Here is a 20020-nt window from a genome sequence, read left to right as displayed (position 1 = left end):
AAGTAGCCTATAGTTTGTCTCACAGTACGTTATGCATCTTTTCATGTACCAACAACAACAGGTCCCATACCTCGCGGCACGACGACTGCTTCACGCATTTTTGCGCCTAGTGCTTCCGCAATGTAATTTGCTGCTACTGTTGGATCTAAATCACCGCACGTATACACATCAATGCTAGCATAGCCATGCTCCGGAAAACTGTGTATCGTCAAATGTGATTCAGAAATAATTACTACTCCGCTTACTCCATGTGGTGCAAATTTATGAAAAGTTACTTCACGGACTTCTGCTCCTGATCGTAAAGCAGCATCGACAAAAGTTTGTTCAATAAATTGAACATTGTTTAACTTCTCTAAATCGCAATCCCAAAGTTCAGCAATAACATGACGCCCCATCGTTCTCATGGTTCGCTTCCCCCTTTGACATAATATTTGATAATGTGCAAAGTTGACTACCACGGGGGAAAGTTAGTCCAAAGAGGTCCTAACCCTTTAAGTAGTCATGTGTTACCAATAAATTACACCTCAACTAACTTTAGTCTAGATTTGCTCGAGCTGTCCTGTTATAACACGTGCTAGCTGTTCACTGCTCCGCATTATGCAGACCTCATCTTAAAATCTGTGACATCCATTGGTGACACGTTTATTATTCGGTATACGTACCAAATGATAATCGTGCATACACATGTGTGATTATAAGATGTTTTCATTGTAGTTGCAAGTGTAAAAATAGGGACTACTAGAAAAGTCAAATTTATATCAGAATTTTCTGTAGTCCCTTTATTATATTATGCGTTGACAGTCGCTAATGCATTGGCAACTTTTTTTGTTAAATCTACGACGCGCGCTGAGTAACCCCACTCGTTATCGTACCAAGCAAGCACTTTCACTTTGCGGTCACCCATTACCATCGTCGTTAAACCATCTACCGTTGACGAATATGTTGTTGTATTGTAATCAGACGATACTAACGGCTCCATTGAAATATTTAAAATACCTTGCATAGAGCCCTCTGCTGCAGCTTTAAATGCCGCATTTACCTCTTCGACAGTTACGTCTTTTTGTAAATCCACAACTAAGTCTACTAAAGATACGTTCGGTGTTGGTACACGTAAAGCCATGCCGTGTAATTTCCCCTTTAATTCAGGTAATACAAGCGCTAGTGCCTTCGCAGCCCCTGTAGATGTTGGGATAATTGACGAACCACAATTACGTGCGCGACGTAAATCCTTATGTGGATTGTCTAAGTTATTTTGATCATTTGTATAGGCATGCACTGTCGTCATTAAACCATTTTCAATGCCAAACGTATCATTTAATACTTTTGCTACTGGTGCTAGACAGTTTGTTGTACAAGAAGCATTTGAAATTACATCGTGCTTTTCAATGTCTAATAATTCGTCATTCACACCTAATACAACTGTAATGTCCTCATTTTTACCTGGCGCTGTTAAAATTACTTTTTTCGCACCTGCTTCTAAATGCATAGCCGCTTTATCGCGGTCATTGAATTTACCTGTCGCTTCAATGACGATATCTACCCCCATTGCTTTCCAAGGTAATAATTTCGGATCACGCTCTGAAACAATTGCGACACGTTTGCCATTAACAATTAATGCGTCTTCCGCTGTTTCAACAGTACCTTCGAATGGACCATGATTTGTGTCATACTTAATTAAATGAGCTAATGTTTCGGCTGGATAGCTAGCATTAATAGCAACTAAATTTAACTCCTCTTGCACGATAGCTTGACGGAATACCATGCGTCCGATACGACCAAATCCGTTAATTGCGATAGAAACTGACATATAAAAAAGCCTCCTGTAAATAGGTTATCATGTTATTTATTATTCTCGCTAATTAGTATAACACATTATTCGAAAAGGTGAACATATTTTATGTCGTTTTTAAAAGTCGTTATTTTCTGATAAATTATACAGCTAAAATAATGAGTAAAAATTCAAGTAAAACGCTTTCAAAGCAATATTTTCTCGTTTTTTCATTATATTTAGTATAACCTATTTCAAAAAATCTTTCGAAAAAATTTCACAAATTTATAAAGTTGAAAAAAATCCGTTAAGTAGCTCTTTTTTGCGATGCAATAAAGAATAAACTTTCACTAGGAAGAAAATCCGCTAGACTCAGTGTTCCTCCCGTTTTTTAAAACCTTCTTAATGAATAAATTCTGAGCGCCCAAACAGCCGGCTATGCACGGCTTTTTGGACGCTTCCATTCATTGTTTTTATTGAAATGTATCGAATAAATGCGTTCTTTCTCAGGCTAAAAAGACGCCCTTGCCTTCCTTATATAACTGCCCAATGCTGCAATATTTTCTTTAGCTGCTCAGCAGTGGATTGCTTTGTTGTATTATTGTAGATTACTGCATCTGCTCCTTGCTCTTTTACAGACATCGGCAATTGAGAAGCAATGCGTGCACGCGCCTCACTTTCAGGTAGCTGGTTGCGTTCCATTAAGCGCTGAAGCTGAATTTCCTCTGTAACAGATACAACTAAAATTTTATCGACAAAATGCTGTAGCTTGCTTTCAAATAGCAATGGAATATCCATTACAACATGCTCTGCTCCACCGCGTAACAGCTCATCACGTTGACGTAGCATTTCCGCGCGAATTGCAGGATGAATAATATCATTTAGGACTTTGCGTTGTGCAGGCTCATGAAAAATAATGGAGCCTACCTTTTCACGATCCATCGTACCATCTTCCTTAATAACCTCCTGCCCAAAAGCAGCAGCAATTTGTTGCAATGTTTCAGAGTGTGGCTCTACTACCTGTCTTGCGACTAAATCAGCATCAACAATCGGCAGTTGATATTCTTTTAGCATTTGTGCAACCGTGCTTTTACCACTTGCAATGCTTCCTGTTAATCCTATAATCATACAAATTCCCCTTTGTTTCTTAGTATCCACTTTGGCACAATCTTTATGTAAACTAATTCTCCCACTAACTCTACAATCGTTTGCGTTACAATAATTGCTGCGGCAATTGTTGCCCATGCATCAGGTAGAGCAAATGCTAATGGGAGAACAACAAGTGAATTTCTTGTGCCCATACTAAAAATCAACGCTCTGCCTGCTCTTACCTCTAGCTTAAAGACAAAAATAAGACCTCTAGCAACAATCGGTGTGACAATTAAAAATAAAATATAAATAGGAATGACATCTAGTATGATGCCAAAATCGCGATACACTTTAGCGATTTGCGATGCAACAACAGCGATTAACACAAATGCCATAAACGGGACGGGGAACCATGCTGCTGATGCTAGCACTCTTGCTCCAAATGATTGATTTTTAGCCCAAAGCTGCGTTGCAACTGCTAGCATAAAAGGCACAGCAATCAACAATACAAACGCCCCTAAAAAAGGCTGTATTTGAACAATACCCACCATCTCTTCTCCTATAAATAGCCATAAATAGAATGGTAGCAATAGTAGCTGTACGACAAATAAAATCGGTGTAGCGGCTAATATTAATTTCTCATTGCCCTTGCCTAATTGCGTAAAAACAATAACGTAATCAATGCATGGCGTTAGGAGCACTAAGCAAACACCTAATAAAATAGGCGTAGGCTGTGGAAATAGCATAATTAATAGCCAAACGATAACTGGCACAACGACAAAATTGCCTAGTAATAATACGACTATAAATTTGCGATTAGAAAGTGCTTTCTTTAGCTTTAAAAACGGAATTTGCGAAAACATACCATACATTAAAATAGCAATAAGCGGTGAAATGGCGAAAGCAAAATATGCTCCAAAACGCTCACTCGAAAGACCTATGAGTGCCCCTACTATAAGAGAAATAACATATATCCAAATTTGTTGATTTTCTAGCTTCTCTCTATAATGTCCCATCTTTCTCTCCCTTATGCTATGTTTGGCAGCTAGGACAATATGTCGATGTGCGTCCCGCAATGACAACTGATTTTGTTGCTGATTGACATAGTGGACATTGCTTATGACTATACATTTTCAGACGATTTTGCATCGAGCCTGCTCCACCGTTTACCGTTCGATAGTCTGAAATCGTCGAGCCCCCATTTTCAATGCTTTCTTTTAATACATGGACAATCGCATGAAATAGCTCAATTTTCTTTGCCTTTGAAATAGCCTTCACTTTTTTCGTTGGTCTTATTTTTGTTGCAAACAGTGCTTCTGTCGCATAAATATTGCCACAGCCAGAAATGACTTGGCCATCCATAATCACTTCCTTCACTGTTTTATTTTCATATTTCGCTTTCGCACATTGCATAAGGAAAAATTCACATGCCTCTTCATCAAATGGCTCAGGCGCCATCTTTGTTAATGGTGCGTGCTCATCAATTGTGCGTAAAAAACGCAGCTCACCAAAGCGACGTATATCACTATAAATGAGCAGCTCACCACCCGCTAAAGTAAATGTTGCATGAATATGCTTGCGGAATTTTTCCTCTGCTATTTCTGCCACATTTTGCACGACAAACCATGCGCCCGTCATCCCTAAATGGTTGACGAGCACAAATGGCTCTTGTTCCTTTTGTAGATGAATAAAAATATATTTTGCACGACGCTCAATCTTTGTAACAGCCATTTGCTGTACGCTCGCTTCAAAATGATGGAGCGCGCTGCCTTTAACAATTGTTTGTTTCCCAGCAGCGTGAGATGTATAAACCGTCTCCGATAAAGTAACAGATTGAATTGTTTTACCTTCTACTAACGGCTTTAAATCTTTAACAACTCCTTCGACCTCTGGTAACTCCGGCACAAAAATCACTCCTTACTTCGCATCATACCATGACTGACCATGCGAATAATCAACCTTTAGTGGTACGGCTAATTTAATAGCAGATTCCATCACCTCTGGTACAATGCGCTCTAAAATTTCTATTTCCTCAGCGGGTGCTTCAAAAATTAATTCATCATGTACTTGTAATAGAAGCTTTGCCTGCAAGCCTTCCTTCTGCAAGCGAGCATCCATATCAATCATCGCCTTCTTAATAATATCAGCGGCGCTTCCTTGAATCGGCGTATTCATCGCTGTGCGCTCAGCAAAACTGCGCAAGTTGAAGTTTGAGCTGTTAATTTCCGGTAAATAACGGCGACGATTTAAAATTGTTGTGACAAAGCCATCTCGTTTAGCATCTGCCACGATGCTTTCCATATAATCTTTTACACCGGGGAAGCTTTGTAAATAGTTCTCAATAAACTCAGCTGCTTTTTTACGCGGTATGTCTAAGTTTTGCGATAAGCCATAATCACTAATACCGTAAATAATTCCGAAGTTTACTGCCTTCGCTGTACGTCGCATATTTGCTGTGACCTCGTCGGGATTTGTTACACCAAAAACATCCATTGCAGTACGTGTATGAACATCCATCCCTTCCTTGAATGCCTCTACCAGTGTAGCGTCCTGACACATATGTGCTAATACGCGTAATTCGATTTGTGAATAATCAGCTGCAAATAGCACCCAACCTTCCTTTGATGGCACAAATGCTTGGCGAATTTTACGCCCTTCCTCTAAACGAATTGGAATGTTTTGTAGGTTCGGGTCTGTCGAGCTTAAACGTCCCGTTGCTGTCAATGCTTGCTGGAAGCGCGTATGCACTTTTCCATCCTCTTCGTGTATCTCTTTTGTCAATCCTTCAATATATGTCGATTGTAACTTCGCTAATTGGCGATAATCTAAAATATGCTTCACAATATCATGCTCTGATTGGAGCTTCTCAAGCACGTCCGCAGCTGTAGAGTAGCCTGTTTTTGTCTTTTTCAATACAGGCAGTCCTAGCTTATCAAATAAAATAACACCTAATTGCTTCGGTGAATTAATATTAAATTCCTCACCCGCAAGCTCATAAATCGTTTGCTCAATAATGGCAAGCTTTTTCTGTAATGCCTCGCCCATTTGATTTAATGTTTCTACGTTCACAGAAATTCCTGTAATTTCCATCGTGCCTAAAATTTCAGCAAGCGGCAATTCTAATTCATGGTATAAGTCGTATTGTTCATTATCCTGTAGCTTTTTTTCTACAACAGGCTGTAAATGCCATAAGGCAATCGCTTTTCGACTAATATGGTCTGCTAGTATATCCTCAGCAGGTACAGTCCATTTTGCCCCTTTTCCATAGGCGACCTCATTGGCTTGTACATTTGTATAGCCAAATTCCTTTGCCAATGTTGCTACATCATCACCGGAAATAGCTGGGTTGACAATATACGATGCAAGCAGTAAGTCAAAGGCAACACCCGCAAGCTGTATTTGATGACGTGCTAAAATTGCCTGTGTCGCTTTACTATCTACAATATACTTTTTCTTCGTCGCATCTTCTAGCCAAGCTTTAAAAACATCGCTTTTTAATGCCACCTCCACGGGAATGTACATAGCGCCTGCACCATTTGTTATAGCAATCCCAAGCATATTACAGCTATGGTAATGTTCGTTCTCCAACTCAATATGGAGTGCCATCGCATCTGTTAACATGGCAGGCGTCACTTCATCCACAATGTTTAGCTGAATCTCCTCCTGCTCCTGTGCAGTGCTCTGCATATCGCTTTTTTCAATTAATGATTTAAACCCTAGCTCCTGCCAAACGGCAAGTAAAGCATCCTCATTCGGACCAGCATAAGCTAAATCACCCAGCGTCACCTCAATTGGAGCCTCCGTAAAAATCGTGGCAAGCTTCTTCGATAAATGCGCACTTTCCTCATTTTCCACAAGCTTTTCTTTCATTTTCGAAGCCTTCATCGCATCAATCGCTTCATATAATGCTTCAATAGTGCCGTATTCCTTTAAAAGCTTAATTGCCGTTTTTTCTCCAACACCAGGAACGCCTGGGATATTGTCAGATGCATCCCCCATCAGCCCCTTCATATCGATGATTTGTACAGGTGCTAGCCCGTATTTTTCCTCGATATGTGCCGGCGTATATTTTTCAATATCTGTAATTCCTTTACGCGTAATATAAACGGTTACATTATCCGTTGCAAGCTGTGTTAAATCTTTATCACCGGACACGATAATGACTTCGCTGCCCTTTTCTTCCGCCTGCTTGGCTAATGTGCCAATAATATCGTCTGCCTCATATAAATCAAGCTCATAGCGCTTAATATTGTATGCATCAATCAGCTTACGAATATAAGGGAATTGCTCCGATAGCTCTGGTGGCGTTTTTTGGCGACCACCTTTATATTCTCCGTATGATTCATGGCGGAATGTCGTTTTCCCTGCATCAAATGCTACTAGCATTTGCGTCGGCTGCTCCTCCTCCACAATTTTTTGTAGCATCATTGTAAAACCATATGAAGCATTCGTATGAATTCCGCTGTCATTTGTTAATGGTGGCAATGCAAAAAATGCACGATATGCTAAACTGTTACCATCAAGTAATAATAATTTTTCTTTCGCCATTATTGTACGCTCCTCTTCAAGTACATCTTTGTTTCCATTTTTTTAAACTAACTATTAGAAATAACGCAAATAGCTAGCAAAGGTAAAAACATGCGTTCGAACTATTCTCCTCTTAACTTTAGCGTGAATCCAAGTTTTTTTCCACCAAAAAAGGTGCTCCTACAAAACTTTCCTAAAAAGTTTCGTAAGAAGCACCTAGATTAATCATTTATTTTTCACCTTATATTGCCACGAGGCACTTTCATTATTTTTATAGAAGATTTCTTCAAAAATAACTGTTAGTAAAAAGGCGTTTAAAAAGCTAATTACTAAGTACAGCGGCATCCCACCAAGATGATAAGGCATGGCACCTCTCATAAATACTTCCACAAAACCAATTTGTGTGAAATAAAAAATCATCCCAATACCGACCTGCCAAATGGGACGCTTGTCTTTACGCTTCTCATACCAAAACACCTTTTTAAAAGCATATCGAACATCTTCCGCAATGATGGCTCCAAGTATAAACATAATTAAAAACAATATAGGTATATGAAAAAGGCTTATTTTCATCCATTCAAAAGAACTTGATTGAAAAAGCGCGGTCACAGACGTTGCAATAATAAATGCTACTAGCAAATTTTGAATTCGCTTGCTCATCCTATCCACCTCTCTATCAACTTGCATACCTATTATAACAAGAAATAGAGAATTGAAAAGAAATTTCTTTCTCCTCTCACACCAAAATTATCCTAAATAAACAAGCCATAGCAAGGGGTTGTCTGAAACGTCATCTAGAGATAACCTCTTCGCGACAGGTAACCGCAGGAGCATTTTTTTCTGCGACGAGTAACCGCAGGAGCATATGTGTTTTGTGTCGAAAGCGAAGCGACAGGTACAAGCATTTTTAGCAAATATTTAATATAGAAGCAATGTCTATCCGAAAAGATATACACTTTTCGAGCAACCTCAATTATAAACAGCCATCATTTTAATATACCATAAACGAAACGTCCGAAAAGCAGTGTCTCGCACACTTTTCGGACGTCCCTCTAACTATATTTTAAAACGCTCAATTTGACCTTTTAAGTTGCCAATCATTTCATTTAACTCGGTAGCAATGCTTAACATTTCTTCACTAGTAGCTGTTTGCTCCTCCATTGAGGCCGCAATGCTTTGTGAATGCTCACTTGATGCTTCAATGGATTCAACTGTTTGATTCGTTGTAACAAGCACTTGGTTGGAGCTTGCAGCCATTTCTTGAATCGTAGCTGTTACTTGTTGAATTTCGCTATTCATTTCGCTTACTAATGCTGAAATCGCCTCAAATGTGTCACCAGCAGAATGAATGACTGCATTTTCATGCTCGATTTGTGCCACAACATTTGTAATTGCCGTAACAGACTCATCCGAATCTTTTTGCATCCCTTGAATTAATGTAGTAATATTACTTGCTGACTGTGCGGACTGCTCAGCAAGTGAACGTATTTCATCGGCTACAACCGCAAAGCCTTTGCCATATTCCCCAGCTCTCGCGGCTTCAATTGCTGCATTTAACGCTAATAAATTTATTTGGTCAGAAATACCCGAAATAATTTTTGTAATCTGACTTACTTCTGTTGAACGAGCATTCATCTGCTCTGTAATTTTCAATGACGTTTTCGCTGTCTCATGAATATTTGTAATTCCTTTTACCGAGCTTTGAACTGCCTCATTACCTTGCTGTGCAATCGTTGTAGCATGCAAAGCCTCATCCGATATTTGTGAAGTCATATCAGAAATGTAAGAGATTTGTGTAACCATCTGCTCAATTGCCTCACGATTTTGCACCGCACCATCAACAATCACTTCACTACTAGAGGCAATTTCTTGAACGGCTCCAGCCACTTGCGTCGAAGCAACTGTTAGCTGTTCCACACTTTCCCTTAATGTTGAGGAGCTTTGGTCTACATGTGTTGACGTAATATTTACATGTTGAATCGTTTCTCGAAGCTGAGCTTGCATATCATGGAAGCTTTGCGCTAAATGTCGTACTTCCTTATCCCCTTCCACAATCACTTGCTGCTGTAAATCACCTTTTGCAACAATTTCAGTATGGGCTACTAAGCGCTCCATTGGGCGTGTAATATTGCGTGCGATAAATAATGCTAACGCTACACCTAAGGAAATGAACACAATTGAAATAATAATAATAATCGTTACAATTGTATTTTTTAGTTCACTCACAAAATCAGCATCTGCATCAAGACCAAGCACCGAATCTGTGCCTGCAATTTGTAAAAATGTAGATTTATGCGCCCCGTAATCATCTTTATAAATCGGACTTACAACAATATCAGTTGTCGTCATCGCCTTCTTTTGATCCTCAGAAAAATCTAAAGGTGTCAAATATTCGCCATCATCACTTAGCACTAAAATGACTTCTTGTCCATCAACTTTACTCATAATATAAACATGTTCTAATCCCGCTTGATGTTTAAGGTCTGTTGAAATTGTTAAAAGCTTTTCAAATTCATTGCGATCTGTTTTGGCAGCATTAATCGTATTTGCATCTATTAATCCTTCAAACTGCTCCATTTTTAATGTTAAATTTTGCTCGTATGTTGGTAGAATTTGCTCGTTAATTAAATTGGTCGCCACCATATAACAAAACATGCCAAAAACAAAAATCAAAATGCTAATTGGTAAAATAATACTCAACAATATTTTCGTTTTAACCGAATATGTTTTTTTGCCCATGTCTAGCCTGCTCCTTCTAGTTTTGAGAACCACTTAAAGAAAGTGTCTCATTCTTTGTTGTAATAAATGACATAAAATCTAATGATAAAATATGTTCATTTTGACTAAATGAATCACTGGCAAAAAAGATAACTGCAAAGGTTGTCCCACTATCTTGAGGTAATACACGGTACTCTAATAAATGCTCAAATTGTTGTTTAAGCTCCTCATGATGAATACAGTCAATATCTTCAAACGTTAGTTGACTATCGAACTCTGCACAAGTAAAGCTGTAAATTCGGTCATCCATCTTTGCTATTTTTTGTGACCAATCTGGTTCCCACTGATTAAAAACATATTCGTACGGATTAATATCATAAGCATATGTACCAAGCTCTGTCGTTCCGATACCTGCAAAGCGTAAAGGGTTTACCTCAATTGGAATTAAAACACCTTTATCATCAATGCGAAGCTCGATATGAAATGGATAATTACGCATTTCAAGCGATGCGCCTAGCTCGGTTAAATATTTTTCAACAACTGATAAATACCGCATTATCACTTGCTTACTCGTATAATAAATACGGTCACTCATATCTTCTGCGTCGCGGAACATACGAGCGAATAAATTTAAAATAACCGGCTTACCCTCCGCATTAAAATAAGCATCCACGGCTAGCTCTTGTCCTTCAATATATGTTTCCAAAATGAATGTTTGGAAATTTAAAATATCCTGTGAATAAGAAGATGAAAGACCATTATTTTCTACTAATTGCTCAACAGCTTCAGTAAACTGCTGTGCATCCTTAATTTTCTGTACACCGACACTCGAATAACCGATTGCTGGTTTTAAAATAATTGGATAAGGTATGCTGTTACTGTCCATCATGCTTAATTCCTGCAATGTGCTTTCCTTGAAATAAAAGTTTGGGAAGCTCGCTGCTAAATATTGTCGAAATGCAACTTTGTTTTTAAATAAATTCGACCATTTTGTAACATTTAATTGTGAATAATGGTCTGTTAATACTTTAATAGCATTTTCCGAATTCATAATAATAAGCTGATCTTCCTGTAATTCCAATGTACCTGCCTGCGATTTATTTATGAATCGCTTATTAACGATATCGTACATTGGGATTTCAGTACGCATTAATGCATCTTGCAGCATTGGAGATATATAATTAGTGTCTAAAAAAATCACTATTTCCCCACCTTTCTGAGTCTTTAGTACTTTCAAAATTTTCTTTAATCTCATACATTTCGCATTAATTTATTTTAAAAAAGATGCGACAAAACAACTAACCGTAGTACATTATACTACAATATATTTCAATTGCTACATTTTTCCCTAAAATCCTATTATTTTTTTACAAACTGCCGTAAACATGGGAAAAGAGCTAGCAGGAAAATACATGCGCCAGCACTTTTGTGTGAGGATTTGAAAATAACTGAGGGACGTACGTTTAGCCTAGACACTGTTTAAATGCCAAAACTTCTATTTTCTTATTCTTTAAAACAAAAAAGTGAACAATTAGTGACAATGAAATATGTCAACTAATTGTTCACTTGCTATCAACAGTCTGAGAGGAACGAAACTTTATTCTTTACTCTAAGTAACCAGAAAGTACTCTTGCATACGGAGAGTCTGATGGTAAAATAATGACTGTATCATCACCAATGGTTTTTTTATACGATTCCAATGTTCGATATAAAGAATAAAAATCAGGGTCTTGTGAAAATGCCTTGTTATAAATTTTCGCAGCCTCTGCCTCGCCTTCTGCAATTGTCACTGCCGCTTCTCTGTTTGCCTTTGCTAACTTCATTTGCACATCTTGGTCTGTTTCAGCCTCTATTCTTCTTTTTTCAGCATCACCTTGTGATAAATAAGTTTGTGCCGTTTTTTCACGCTCTGAAATCATACGTGTAAAAATAGCCTGCTCATTTTCTGGTGGTAAATCTGTACGTCTAATGCGCACATCTAAAACTTCAATACCATAGTTGTCATTCGCCAATAGCTCATTTACTTTTAACGTGACATTATTATTTATATCACCGCGCGATGAATCAGCATCATTAATAATTTGTTCATAATCAAGCTTACCAAGCTCTGTACGAAGAACAGAATAAATAAATTCACTCATACGACGCTCAGCATTAGGTAATGTCCCTGCGTTAGAAATAAGTTCCTTAGGGTCAACTACGCGCCAAACAGCATAATTATCAATAATAATTCGCTTCTTATCTTTTGTATTAATTTCTTCCTGCATCATGTCATATGTCATTAAGTTTTTTGGTAATGTCGTCACACTTTGAATAAAAGGTATTTTCATATGCAAGCCCGGTTCGCGCTCAAATTTTACGACTTCACCAAATTGGCGTACTACTTTATATTCGTTTTCTTTGACGATATAAAGATTGGCAAAAGCGATAATTGCGATGGCAAAAATAGCTGTTACTATCAATGCGCTAGTAGCCCATTTGCGCATATTTTTCGGTTGCTTTTCCTTTTTAATCGTCTGTGCTTCAGAATCTACTACTTCTACCACTTTAGCCTTCTTTTTATTTTTATCTGTAAATAACTTTCTTAAAAACTTTTCTAAATCCCCGTCGAAATTGTTGTTACTCATTGACTACCGCTCCCTTCCTCTTTCGGCTTTGCTGTAGTTGTTTGTTGAATAGGCAAGTATTTCAACGTATTGCCTTCATTGTCGTTCATAATATAAATTTGAGCATGTGGTAATACCATTTCTAATGTTTCTAATACAAGACGCTCACGTGTAATTGCTTGATTGCCTTTATACTCGTTATAAAGCTGATTAAATACGGCAACATCACCAACTGCTTGCTCAATACGCGCAACCCTTTGCCCCTCTGCCTTCGATTTAATCGCAGCAATTTCCCCTTCTACTTCACTTAAGCGTTGATTCTTATATTTATCCGCTTGGTTAATTTTTGTATTTCTCATCTCACGTGCATCCGTTACGGCTGTAAAGGCAGCACGTACTTCTTCATTTGGCAATTCAACATCCTGAAGCTTGACACCTAATACACTAATACCAACATCATATTTTTCCATTAATGATGTTAGTAGCTCTCTTGTTCTTGACTCGATATCTGATTTACCATCTGTTAAAGCGGCATCAATTTTTGAGTTTCCAATAATGGAGCGAATTGCGCTTGATGTCGCACTATGTAGTAGCTCTTTTGGTTCTTGTGAGTTAAATAAATATTTTTTCGGGTCTGTTATTTTCCATTGTACGACTAAATCAGTTAACACGAAAAATTCATCACCTGTAATCATTTTTGTTTCTGAAGGGTATACGTCAATATCCCCTTGCGAACGCTCTTTGTAGCCGAATTCTAAACTAAATGTTTCCTTCGATAATACTTCAACTTTTTGTATTGGCCACGGCAGTTTAAAATGTAAACCAGACTCCGTTATTGTTTCTCCCGACTTTCCAAAAGTGATAACAACTGCTTGTTCAGATTCATCCACTGTATACCATGTTGTTAAAGCTGCAACAACACCAAATAGTAGCAATAACCCTAAAGCAATGGCTATTAATGTACGCTTTGTACTCATATATGTTCCTCCCTTTATTTTGCTATAACTTTTTTACGGTGTAACCCGCAAAAAAGTTTCACAATAATTTTGATTTCTTTTTACAATTGAAAAAAGCGTCCGGAAATTTCCAGACGCCTTCCTTAATTATTTAGTTTGAAATAGGGGTTTCTTATAACTTATTATATAAGCATTTTTTTAATTTTTTATAAAGCCTGTGTAAAGATTTTGTTAAGATGATGGTGCAAGAGGTATGTGTATTGAAATTTTTGTGCCTTTTCCTACTTCACTCGTCACAACAATTTTTCCATGATGCGCCTCTACTAAATGCTTTACAATTGCAAGACCTAAGCCTGTGCCGCCAGAATTACGGCTACGTGCGCGATCAATTCGATAGAAACGCTCAAAGACACGCGCGATTTCTTGTTTTTCAATCCCAATTCCCTGGTCTTCTACTTCTACAATTCCATATTCCTCGTTTTGCGTCATTTTTACAGTAATTGTTGTACTGTCTGGAGAGTACGTAACAGCGTTCGAAATTAAGTTTGTAAAAATTTGAATGAGGCGATTTTCATCCCCTAAAATTCGTACGTCTCTATCCATTTGCATATCAAACTGCATATTTTTTTCTTCTAAACGTGGACTCGTGACATCAACTACCCTTGCAATAACCTCCTGCAAGCTTGTAGGCGCAATATCTACAGAAAAACCATGCTGCTCAATTTTAGATAGCTCTAATAAATCGTTGATAAGCTCTTGTAAACGGTTGCTTTCTTTATAAATAATTTCTAAAAATGATAACAGCATATTTTCATCTTTATATGCACCGTCTAACAATGTTTCAGAAAAACCTTTAATTGAAGTAATCGGTGTCCGCAATTCATGTGAAACATTGGCAACGAAATCTCTTCGAATTTGCTCTAAACGAATCAGCTCGGTCACGTCATGCATGACTAAAACAACACCAAGCCAACGTCCATGCTCTCCTACAACAGGGGCCCCATAAACGAGCTTATACGTGATTTCTTGCTGCAGCTCCATTTCAAGCTGCTTTTGATATGGCTGCTCCGTTAAAAAAACATGGTCGATAAATACTTCTAAATTTTCAGGCAATCCAACTGTTAAAAAATTTTTACCTTGCACCTGCTCGGACGTTAAGCCAAAGCGATGAAGAAATTGCTTATTAACAATTGATATATAGCCTTCTCGATCAATCATCATCAATGCGCTACCCATATTTTCAATAAGCGTTTTCAAGCGTTCTTCTTCTATTTCTCGTATTTTTGTAATATCCTGCAAATTGCGCGCTAGCACATTGATTGAATTGCGAAGCTCTATAATTGTTTTCGGCCCATTCGCAAAAGCACGGGCATAATAATTACCGACTGCCAGCTCCTGTGCTGTACGTGTAACAGCCTCTATAGGTTCTACAAAATTACTAACCATTCGATAGGATACTAAGCCAATTACTGCAATCGCTACTAAAAATAAAATAACAAGTACTAACATGAGGCGAACACGTGTATAGCTAAAATACTCTTCATCCGCACTCACATCATATGCCTGCAATAATTTTTCCTGCTGTAGAGAGGTCAGTTCAATATTTTCCTGCTGAATAAACTCTACAACATTTTCCTGCACTACCTCGGTTTGTACTTGCACATAGTCCTCTAAGTAAAAAGGAAAAAGCTGACCTATAACAAGTTCTAGGACAGCAAAAATTGCCGTTACAAGTAAAATAAATGAGAAAAAGAGTCGGCCGCTCATTGATTTATTCATTTTCTCGGCTCCTCAAATTTATAGCCTAATCCACGTATCGTTTTAATAAATATTGGCTTACGACTATTTTCTTCAATTTTATCGCGTAAATGGCTAATATGGACGTCCACAATACGCGTATCACCAGCAAAATCATAATTCCATACAGAGCTAAGTAGCTGATCGCGCGTTAGTACACGGTTTTTATTTTCTAATAAATAAACAAGTAGCTCGAATTCTTTCGGTGTAAATTCAAGTGCCTCATCATTTAAAAAAGCTTCAAAGCGCTCTGGAAAGACCTTTAAACTACCATATTCATATGTTGTCTCCCCTGTTTTTATTTCCTCAGCTGACGCTGCAGGGGTGAAACGACGAAGTACCGCCTTAACACGTGCAATAACTTCACGCGGGCTAAAGGGTTTTGTCATATAGTCATCTGCACCAAGCTCTAAGCCTAAAACTTTATCAAACTCATCATCGCGTGCAGTTAACATAATAATTGGAATATTCATTCTTAAACTGCGCAATTCCTTGCACACTTCCATTCCATCCATTGTCGGTAGCATTAAATCGAGCAACAGTAAATCTGGCGTTTTTTCAACAGCTAAATCAAGACCCTTTTTTCCGTCATGTGCAAGTAACACATTGAAACCCGCCTGCTCTAAATTATATTGTAATAGTGTCGCAATTGATAATTCATCTTCTACGACTAAAATTGTTTTTGTCATTTCCTTTGCCTCCATCATCGATTTGAAACCCCCATCTCAAATCTATTATATGCGAGGAGGAGATACTTTAAGCTTCCCTTCCAGCAAAAGCGCTTTTTCAATATTTGTTGCTTTGACAGCAATTAACACCTCATTATTTTCTTCATCAATATGCTCGATTTCCAAAACAAAGTCAACCGTTTCATAATGATAGGCAGGTGCTAAAAACTTTAACGTTTGCTCTAAAATATATGAGCCCGGACCTGGCATATGCTTAGAAATAGCGGAAGCGATAATACCATTTAACATAATTTGTGGAACAATTGGTTGTTTGAAAGAAGTGTTGGCGGCATAATCATGCTGAATAAATAATGGATTATTATCATTTGTTAAACCTAAGTATATTAATAAATCTTTATCATCCATTTTCTCAGTAATATGCAGCTTTTCACCAATTGTTAAAGTCGTTATAAATCTACCTTGCTTTCTATTCTTTTGTAGCAATTCGAAGCAACTCCTTCTTAGTGCAATCAAACGTGTGGATTAACCATTATTAAAAATAAAACTTTTGGAAAAACCCCGATTTTCATTACGAGTAATAAATAGCTTTGCAATATAAAATATCCTTAAAAACACGCAAACATATTCAATTTTTACATAATTAATAAATATGTAATACGATACTTTTATAGTATCAACTTTTGGCGGAAAGTACAATGTTGTGCAATGTTTATACGAAAGAGTAAAAAAATTTTTTGTTATTTTAATAAAAAATAAAAGAATCGCCTGAAAAGCAGTGCTTTGCACGCTTCTCAGACGCCACCATTTCCTTAATTATTTAAAACATCCATCACTGATTTTACTGCTTGTGCTGAATAATCTAACGCTGATTTTTCTTCTTCTGTTAACTCTAACTCAAAGATTTTTTCAACACCATTTGCTCCTAATAATGTCGGTACACCTAAACATAGGTTCTCGTAACCATATTCACCTTCCAAATAAGCGATTGATGGTAGTACGCGTTTTTGATCTTTTAAAATAGCTTCTGCCATTTCAACCATGGCTGCCGCTGGTGCATAATAGGCAGAACCGTTGCCAAGCAAGTTGACGATTTCCGCCCCACCGTTACGTGTACGGTTCACAATTTCCTCTAGACGCTCTGGTGCAATTAATGACTCAATTGGCACACCACCGACAAATGAATAGCGTGTTAACGGCACCATTGTATCACCGTGCCCTCCTAAAACTAACGCTGTTACGTCTTTTACAGACATATTCAATTCCTCTGCAATAAATGCTCTGAAACGGGCTGTGTCCAGTACACCTGATTGTCCAATAACACGATTTTTTGGGAAGCCTGTTGTTTTGTAGACCGTATATGTCATTGCATCAACAGGGTTTGTCAGTACAAGCACTGTTGCATTCGGTGAATACTTGGCAATTTGCTCCGATACGGAAACCATTACCTTTTCGTTTGTTTGTACTAAATCATCACGGCTCATACCCGGTTTGCGCGCTACCCCCGCTGTCACAATGACAATGTCTGAGTCTGCCGTATCTGCATAATCAGCCGTTCCTTTTACATAGGAATCATAGCCTTGAATTGGTGCTGCCTCCCACATATCTAACGCCTTGCCCTTTGTTGGATTTTCAGCTTGTGGAATATCAAGCAACACCACATCTCCAAGCTCTTTTTGTGCTGCTAGAAAAGCCGCTGTTGCTCCAGTGAAACCTCCACCGATTACAGTTATTTTTTTACGTTTTAATGTCATCACTAATCCACTCCTATTAATGAAATGTTTTCCCTCTTTCATATTAACAAAAAATTGGTGTTTATATAAGTTAAACAAGTGGCAAAATTCGCAAAATAGGGCTGTCCAAAAAGCCGTGCGTAGCCAGCATTTTGAACAGTAGCGATGATGTTTGACAAAATGTTGGTTCCTATAAACAAAAGAACGCCTCTTTTAAAGTTGAGATGAGCATTGCCTTTAGCAGTGTTTACCCTCAGTAAAAGTCGAGCGATAAAAAACTTTATTTCAACGCTGCGCCAATACAAAATCGACTTTTCGCCCCATAAAACGGAAGTATTAGGCAAATTCTTATTATACTCTCCCTACAAAGGTCACGATTCGCTCGCTAAACACCTCATTTCGCTCATTAACCATTGTAATTCGCTCATAAAAATCAAAAAAATCACCCGAAAGCTAGCCACCGCAAGGCTATTGGAACTCCAAAACCCCTCATAGCTTCTCTTTCACTCACGAGAAACACCGCTAAACAAATGTTTACCACCCTTTCAAAGAAAAGCACCTCTATTCACACCAGCAAACATTTTATAAAAACAATAACAAAAGCGTTCCAAACACCGGCTACCGCACGGTGTTTGGAACGCAAAACTCTTAAAGATTTTTGATTAATTCGTTAGCGAACTCAGAACATTTTACTTCTGTTGCGCCATCCATTAAACGTGCAAAATCGTAAGTTACAACTTTAGAAGAAATTGTTTTTTCTACAGATTTCGTTACTAAATCTGCAGCCTCTTGCCAACCTAAGTGCTCAAGCATTAATACGCCAGAAAGTAATACTGAAGAAGGGTTTACTTTATCTTGACCAGCATATTTTGGTGCTGTACCGTGAGTAGCCTCGAAGATTGCATGACCAGTTACGTAGTTAATGTTTGCACCTGGAGCAATTCCAATACCACCAACTTGTGCAGCTAATGCATCAGAAATGTAGTCACCGTTTAAGTTCATAGTAGCTACTACATCAAACTCAGTTGGACGAGTTAAAATTTGTTGTAAGAAGATATCAGCAATAGAATCTTTTACGATGATTTTGCCTTCAGCAACAGCTTTTGCTTGTGCTTCATTCGCAGCAGCTTCGCCTTGCTCAGCTTTGATTGCATCGTATTGGTTCCATGTGAATACTTTATCAGCAAATTCTGTTTCTGCTAATTCATAACCCCAGTTTTTGAAACCACCTTCAGTGAATTTCATGATGTTACCTTTGTGTACTAATGTAACAGTTGGTTTGTTATGTTTAATTGCATACTCAATTGCAGCACGAACTAAACGCGCTGTACCTTCTTGAGAAACAGGTTTAATACCTAAACCAGAAGTTTCTGGGAAGCGAATTTTGTTCACACCTAATTCAGTTTGTAGGAAGTTTAATAATTTCTTTTGCTCGTCTGAACCAGCTTGGTATTCAATACCAGCGTAAATATCTTCCGTATTCTCACGGAAAATAACCATATCTACGTCTTCTGGACGCTTAACTGGAGAAGGCACACCATCAAAGTGACGTACTGGACGTAGACAAACGTATAAATCTAATTCTTGACGTAATGCTACGTTTAAAGAACGAATACCGCCACCAATCGGTGTTGTTAAAGGTCCTTTAATTGCGATTAAGTATTCGTTAATTTTATCTAAAGTTTCTTTCGGTAACCATTCACCTGTTTGATTGAATGCTTTTTCACCCGCAAGAACTTCTAACCATTCAATTTTCTTTTCGCCGTTGTATGCTTTTTCTACAGCTGCATCGATTACACGAGAAGCCGCTGCCCAAATATCTGGACCGATACCGTCACCCTCGATGAAAGGAATTACTGGGTTGTTTGGTACGTTTAACACACCATTTTCTACTACAATTTTACCGTTAGTCATGAATATTTGCCTCCTATATTCGAAAATCTAGGACTGTGCATTTGCCCCAGTCCTAGATAAGTTTAGCATATTTTTTCAAAGCGTGCATTGGCAGTCGTAAAACTGCTATAACTAGCAACTTGTCCGAGTACTAAACACACATTTTTAACATACTTATGAAATAACCAATTACACTTTGACGTAATTGCGTCCAGATTTTCTCGAGCTTGCTCAAAACTTTCCCTTA

Annotated in this window: 16 protein-coding genes; all 16 read right to left on the bottom strand. The window is 38.0% G+C overall.

From position 1 onward, the window contains the following. Window positions 1-41: 41 nt before the first annotated feature. Window positions 42-404: an adenosylmethionine decarboxylase gene (gene speD / locus MHB51_RS00830; RefSeq protein WP_066162125.1), complete on the bottom strand. Its 363-nt coding sequence runs from the start codon at window positions 402-404 to the stop codon at window positions 42-44. A 383-nt stretch (window positions 405-787) separates the two neighbouring features. Then, the gene (locus MHB51_RS00825) at window positions 788-1807 is read right to left on the bottom strand and encodes a glyceraldehyde-3-phosphate dehydrogenase (RefSeq protein ID WP_066162122.1); all 1020 of its coding nucleotides are present in this window, start codon (window positions 1805-1807) and stop codon (window positions 788-790) included. A gap of 495 nt (window positions 1808-2302) precedes the next feature. After that, window positions 2303-2896 (bottom strand): dephospho-CoA kinase, encoded by a 594-nt coding sequence (coaE, locus tag MHB51_RS00820; RefSeq protein WP_066162120.1) that lies wholly within the window; start codon window positions 2894-2896, stop codon window positions 2303-2305. Beyond that, window positions 2893-3873 carry an arsenic resistance protein gene (locus MHB51_RS00815; protein ID WP_342558778.1) on the bottom strand — a complete coding sequence of 327 codons (981 nt, stop codon included), beginning with the start codon at window positions 3871-3873 and terminating at the stop codon, window positions 2893-2895. The genes coaE and MHB51_RS00815 overlap by 4 nt, the downstream gene beginning before the upstream one ends. Before the next feature lie 16 nt (window positions 3874-3889). Next, window positions 3890-4762, bottom strand: a complete 873-nt coding sequence (mutM, locus tag MHB51_RS00810; protein WP_066162114.1) for a bifunctional DNA-formamidopyrimidine glycosylase/DNA-(apurinic or apyrimidinic site) lyase — start codon at window positions 4760-4762, stop codon at window positions 3890-3892. A 12-nt stretch (window positions 4763-4774) separates the two neighbouring features. Continuing rightward, window positions 4775-7405: a DNA polymerase I gene (polA, locus tag MHB51_RS00805; RefSeq protein WP_342558777.1), complete on the bottom strand. Its 2631-nt coding sequence runs from the start codon at window positions 7403-7405 to the stop codon at window positions 4775-4777. 204 nt (window positions 7406-7609) lie between these two features. After that, a complete protein-coding gene (locus MHB51_RS00800; RefSeq protein ID WP_082798897.1) occupies window positions 7610-8044 on the bottom strand; it encodes a DNA polymerase I in 435 nt (144 codons plus the stop codon). Between the two features lie 396 nt (window positions 8045-8440). Continuing rightward, on the bottom strand, window positions 8441-10123 hold the full coding sequence (locus tag MHB51_RS00795; protein ID WP_066162107.1) for a HAMP domain-containing methyl-accepting chemotaxis protein: 1683 nt from the start codon (window positions 10121-10123) through the stop codon (window positions 8441-8443). 16 nt (window positions 10124-10139) lie between these two features. After that, on the bottom strand, window positions 10140-11303 hold the full coding sequence (locus tag MHB51_RS00790) for an ATP-grasp domain-containing protein (RefSeq protein ID WP_066162104.1): 1164 nt from the start codon (window positions 11301-11303) through the stop codon (window positions 10140-10142). Between the two features lie 403 nt (window positions 11304-11706). After that, on the bottom strand, window positions 11707-12729 hold the full coding sequence (locus tag MHB51_RS00785; RefSeq protein WP_066162103.1) for a protease modulator HflC: 1023 nt from the start codon (window positions 12727-12729) through the stop codon (window positions 11707-11709). Further along, a complete protein-coding gene (gene hflK, locus MHB51_RS00780) occupies window positions 12726-13685 on the bottom strand; it encodes an FtsH protease activity modulator HflK (protein WP_066162101.1) in 960 nt (319 codons plus the stop codon). Before hflK ends, MHB51_RS00785 begins: the two co-directional genes overlap by 4 nt. A 210-nt stretch (window positions 13686-13895) precedes the next feature. Beyond that, window positions 13896-15443 carry an ATP-binding protein gene (locus tag MHB51_RS00775; RefSeq protein ID WP_066162099.1) on the bottom strand — a complete coding sequence of 516 codons (1548 nt, stop codon included), beginning with the start codon at window positions 15441-15443 and terminating at the stop codon, window positions 13896-13898. After that, window positions 15440-16150, bottom strand: a complete 711-nt coding sequence (locus MHB51_RS00770; protein WP_066164324.1) for a response regulator transcription factor — start codon at window positions 16148-16150, stop codon at window positions 15440-15442. The genes MHB51_RS00775 and MHB51_RS00770 overlap by 4 nt, the downstream gene beginning before the upstream one ends. A gap of 45 nt (window positions 16151-16195) precedes the next feature. Further along, window positions 16196-16633, bottom strand: coding sequence for a MaoC/PaaZ C-terminal domain-containing protein (locus MHB51_RS00765; protein ID WP_066162096.1), 438 nt, complete (start codon window positions 16631-16633; stop codon window positions 16196-16198). Between the two features lie 326 nt (window positions 16634-16959). Further along, entirely contained in the window at window positions 16960-17901 is a 942-nt protein-coding gene (mdh, locus tag MHB51_RS00760; protein ID WP_342558776.1) for a malate dehydrogenase, read from the bottom strand. Window positions 17902-18528: 627 nt separating this feature from the next. After that, window positions 18529-19794, bottom strand: coding sequence for an NADP-dependent isocitrate dehydrogenase (icd, locus tag MHB51_RS00755; protein WP_066162091.1), 1266 nt, complete (start codon window positions 19792-19794; stop codon window positions 18529-18531). Window positions 19795-20020 lie beyond the last annotated feature (226 nt).

This window comes from Metasolibacillus sp. FSL K6-0083 (assembly GCF_038630865.1).
Classification (GTDB): Bacteria; Bacillota; Bacilli; order Bacillales_A; family Planococcaceae; genus Metasolibacillus; species Metasolibacillus fluoroglycofenilyticus.
This window is presented reverse-complemented; position numbering and strand designations above follow the sequence as displayed.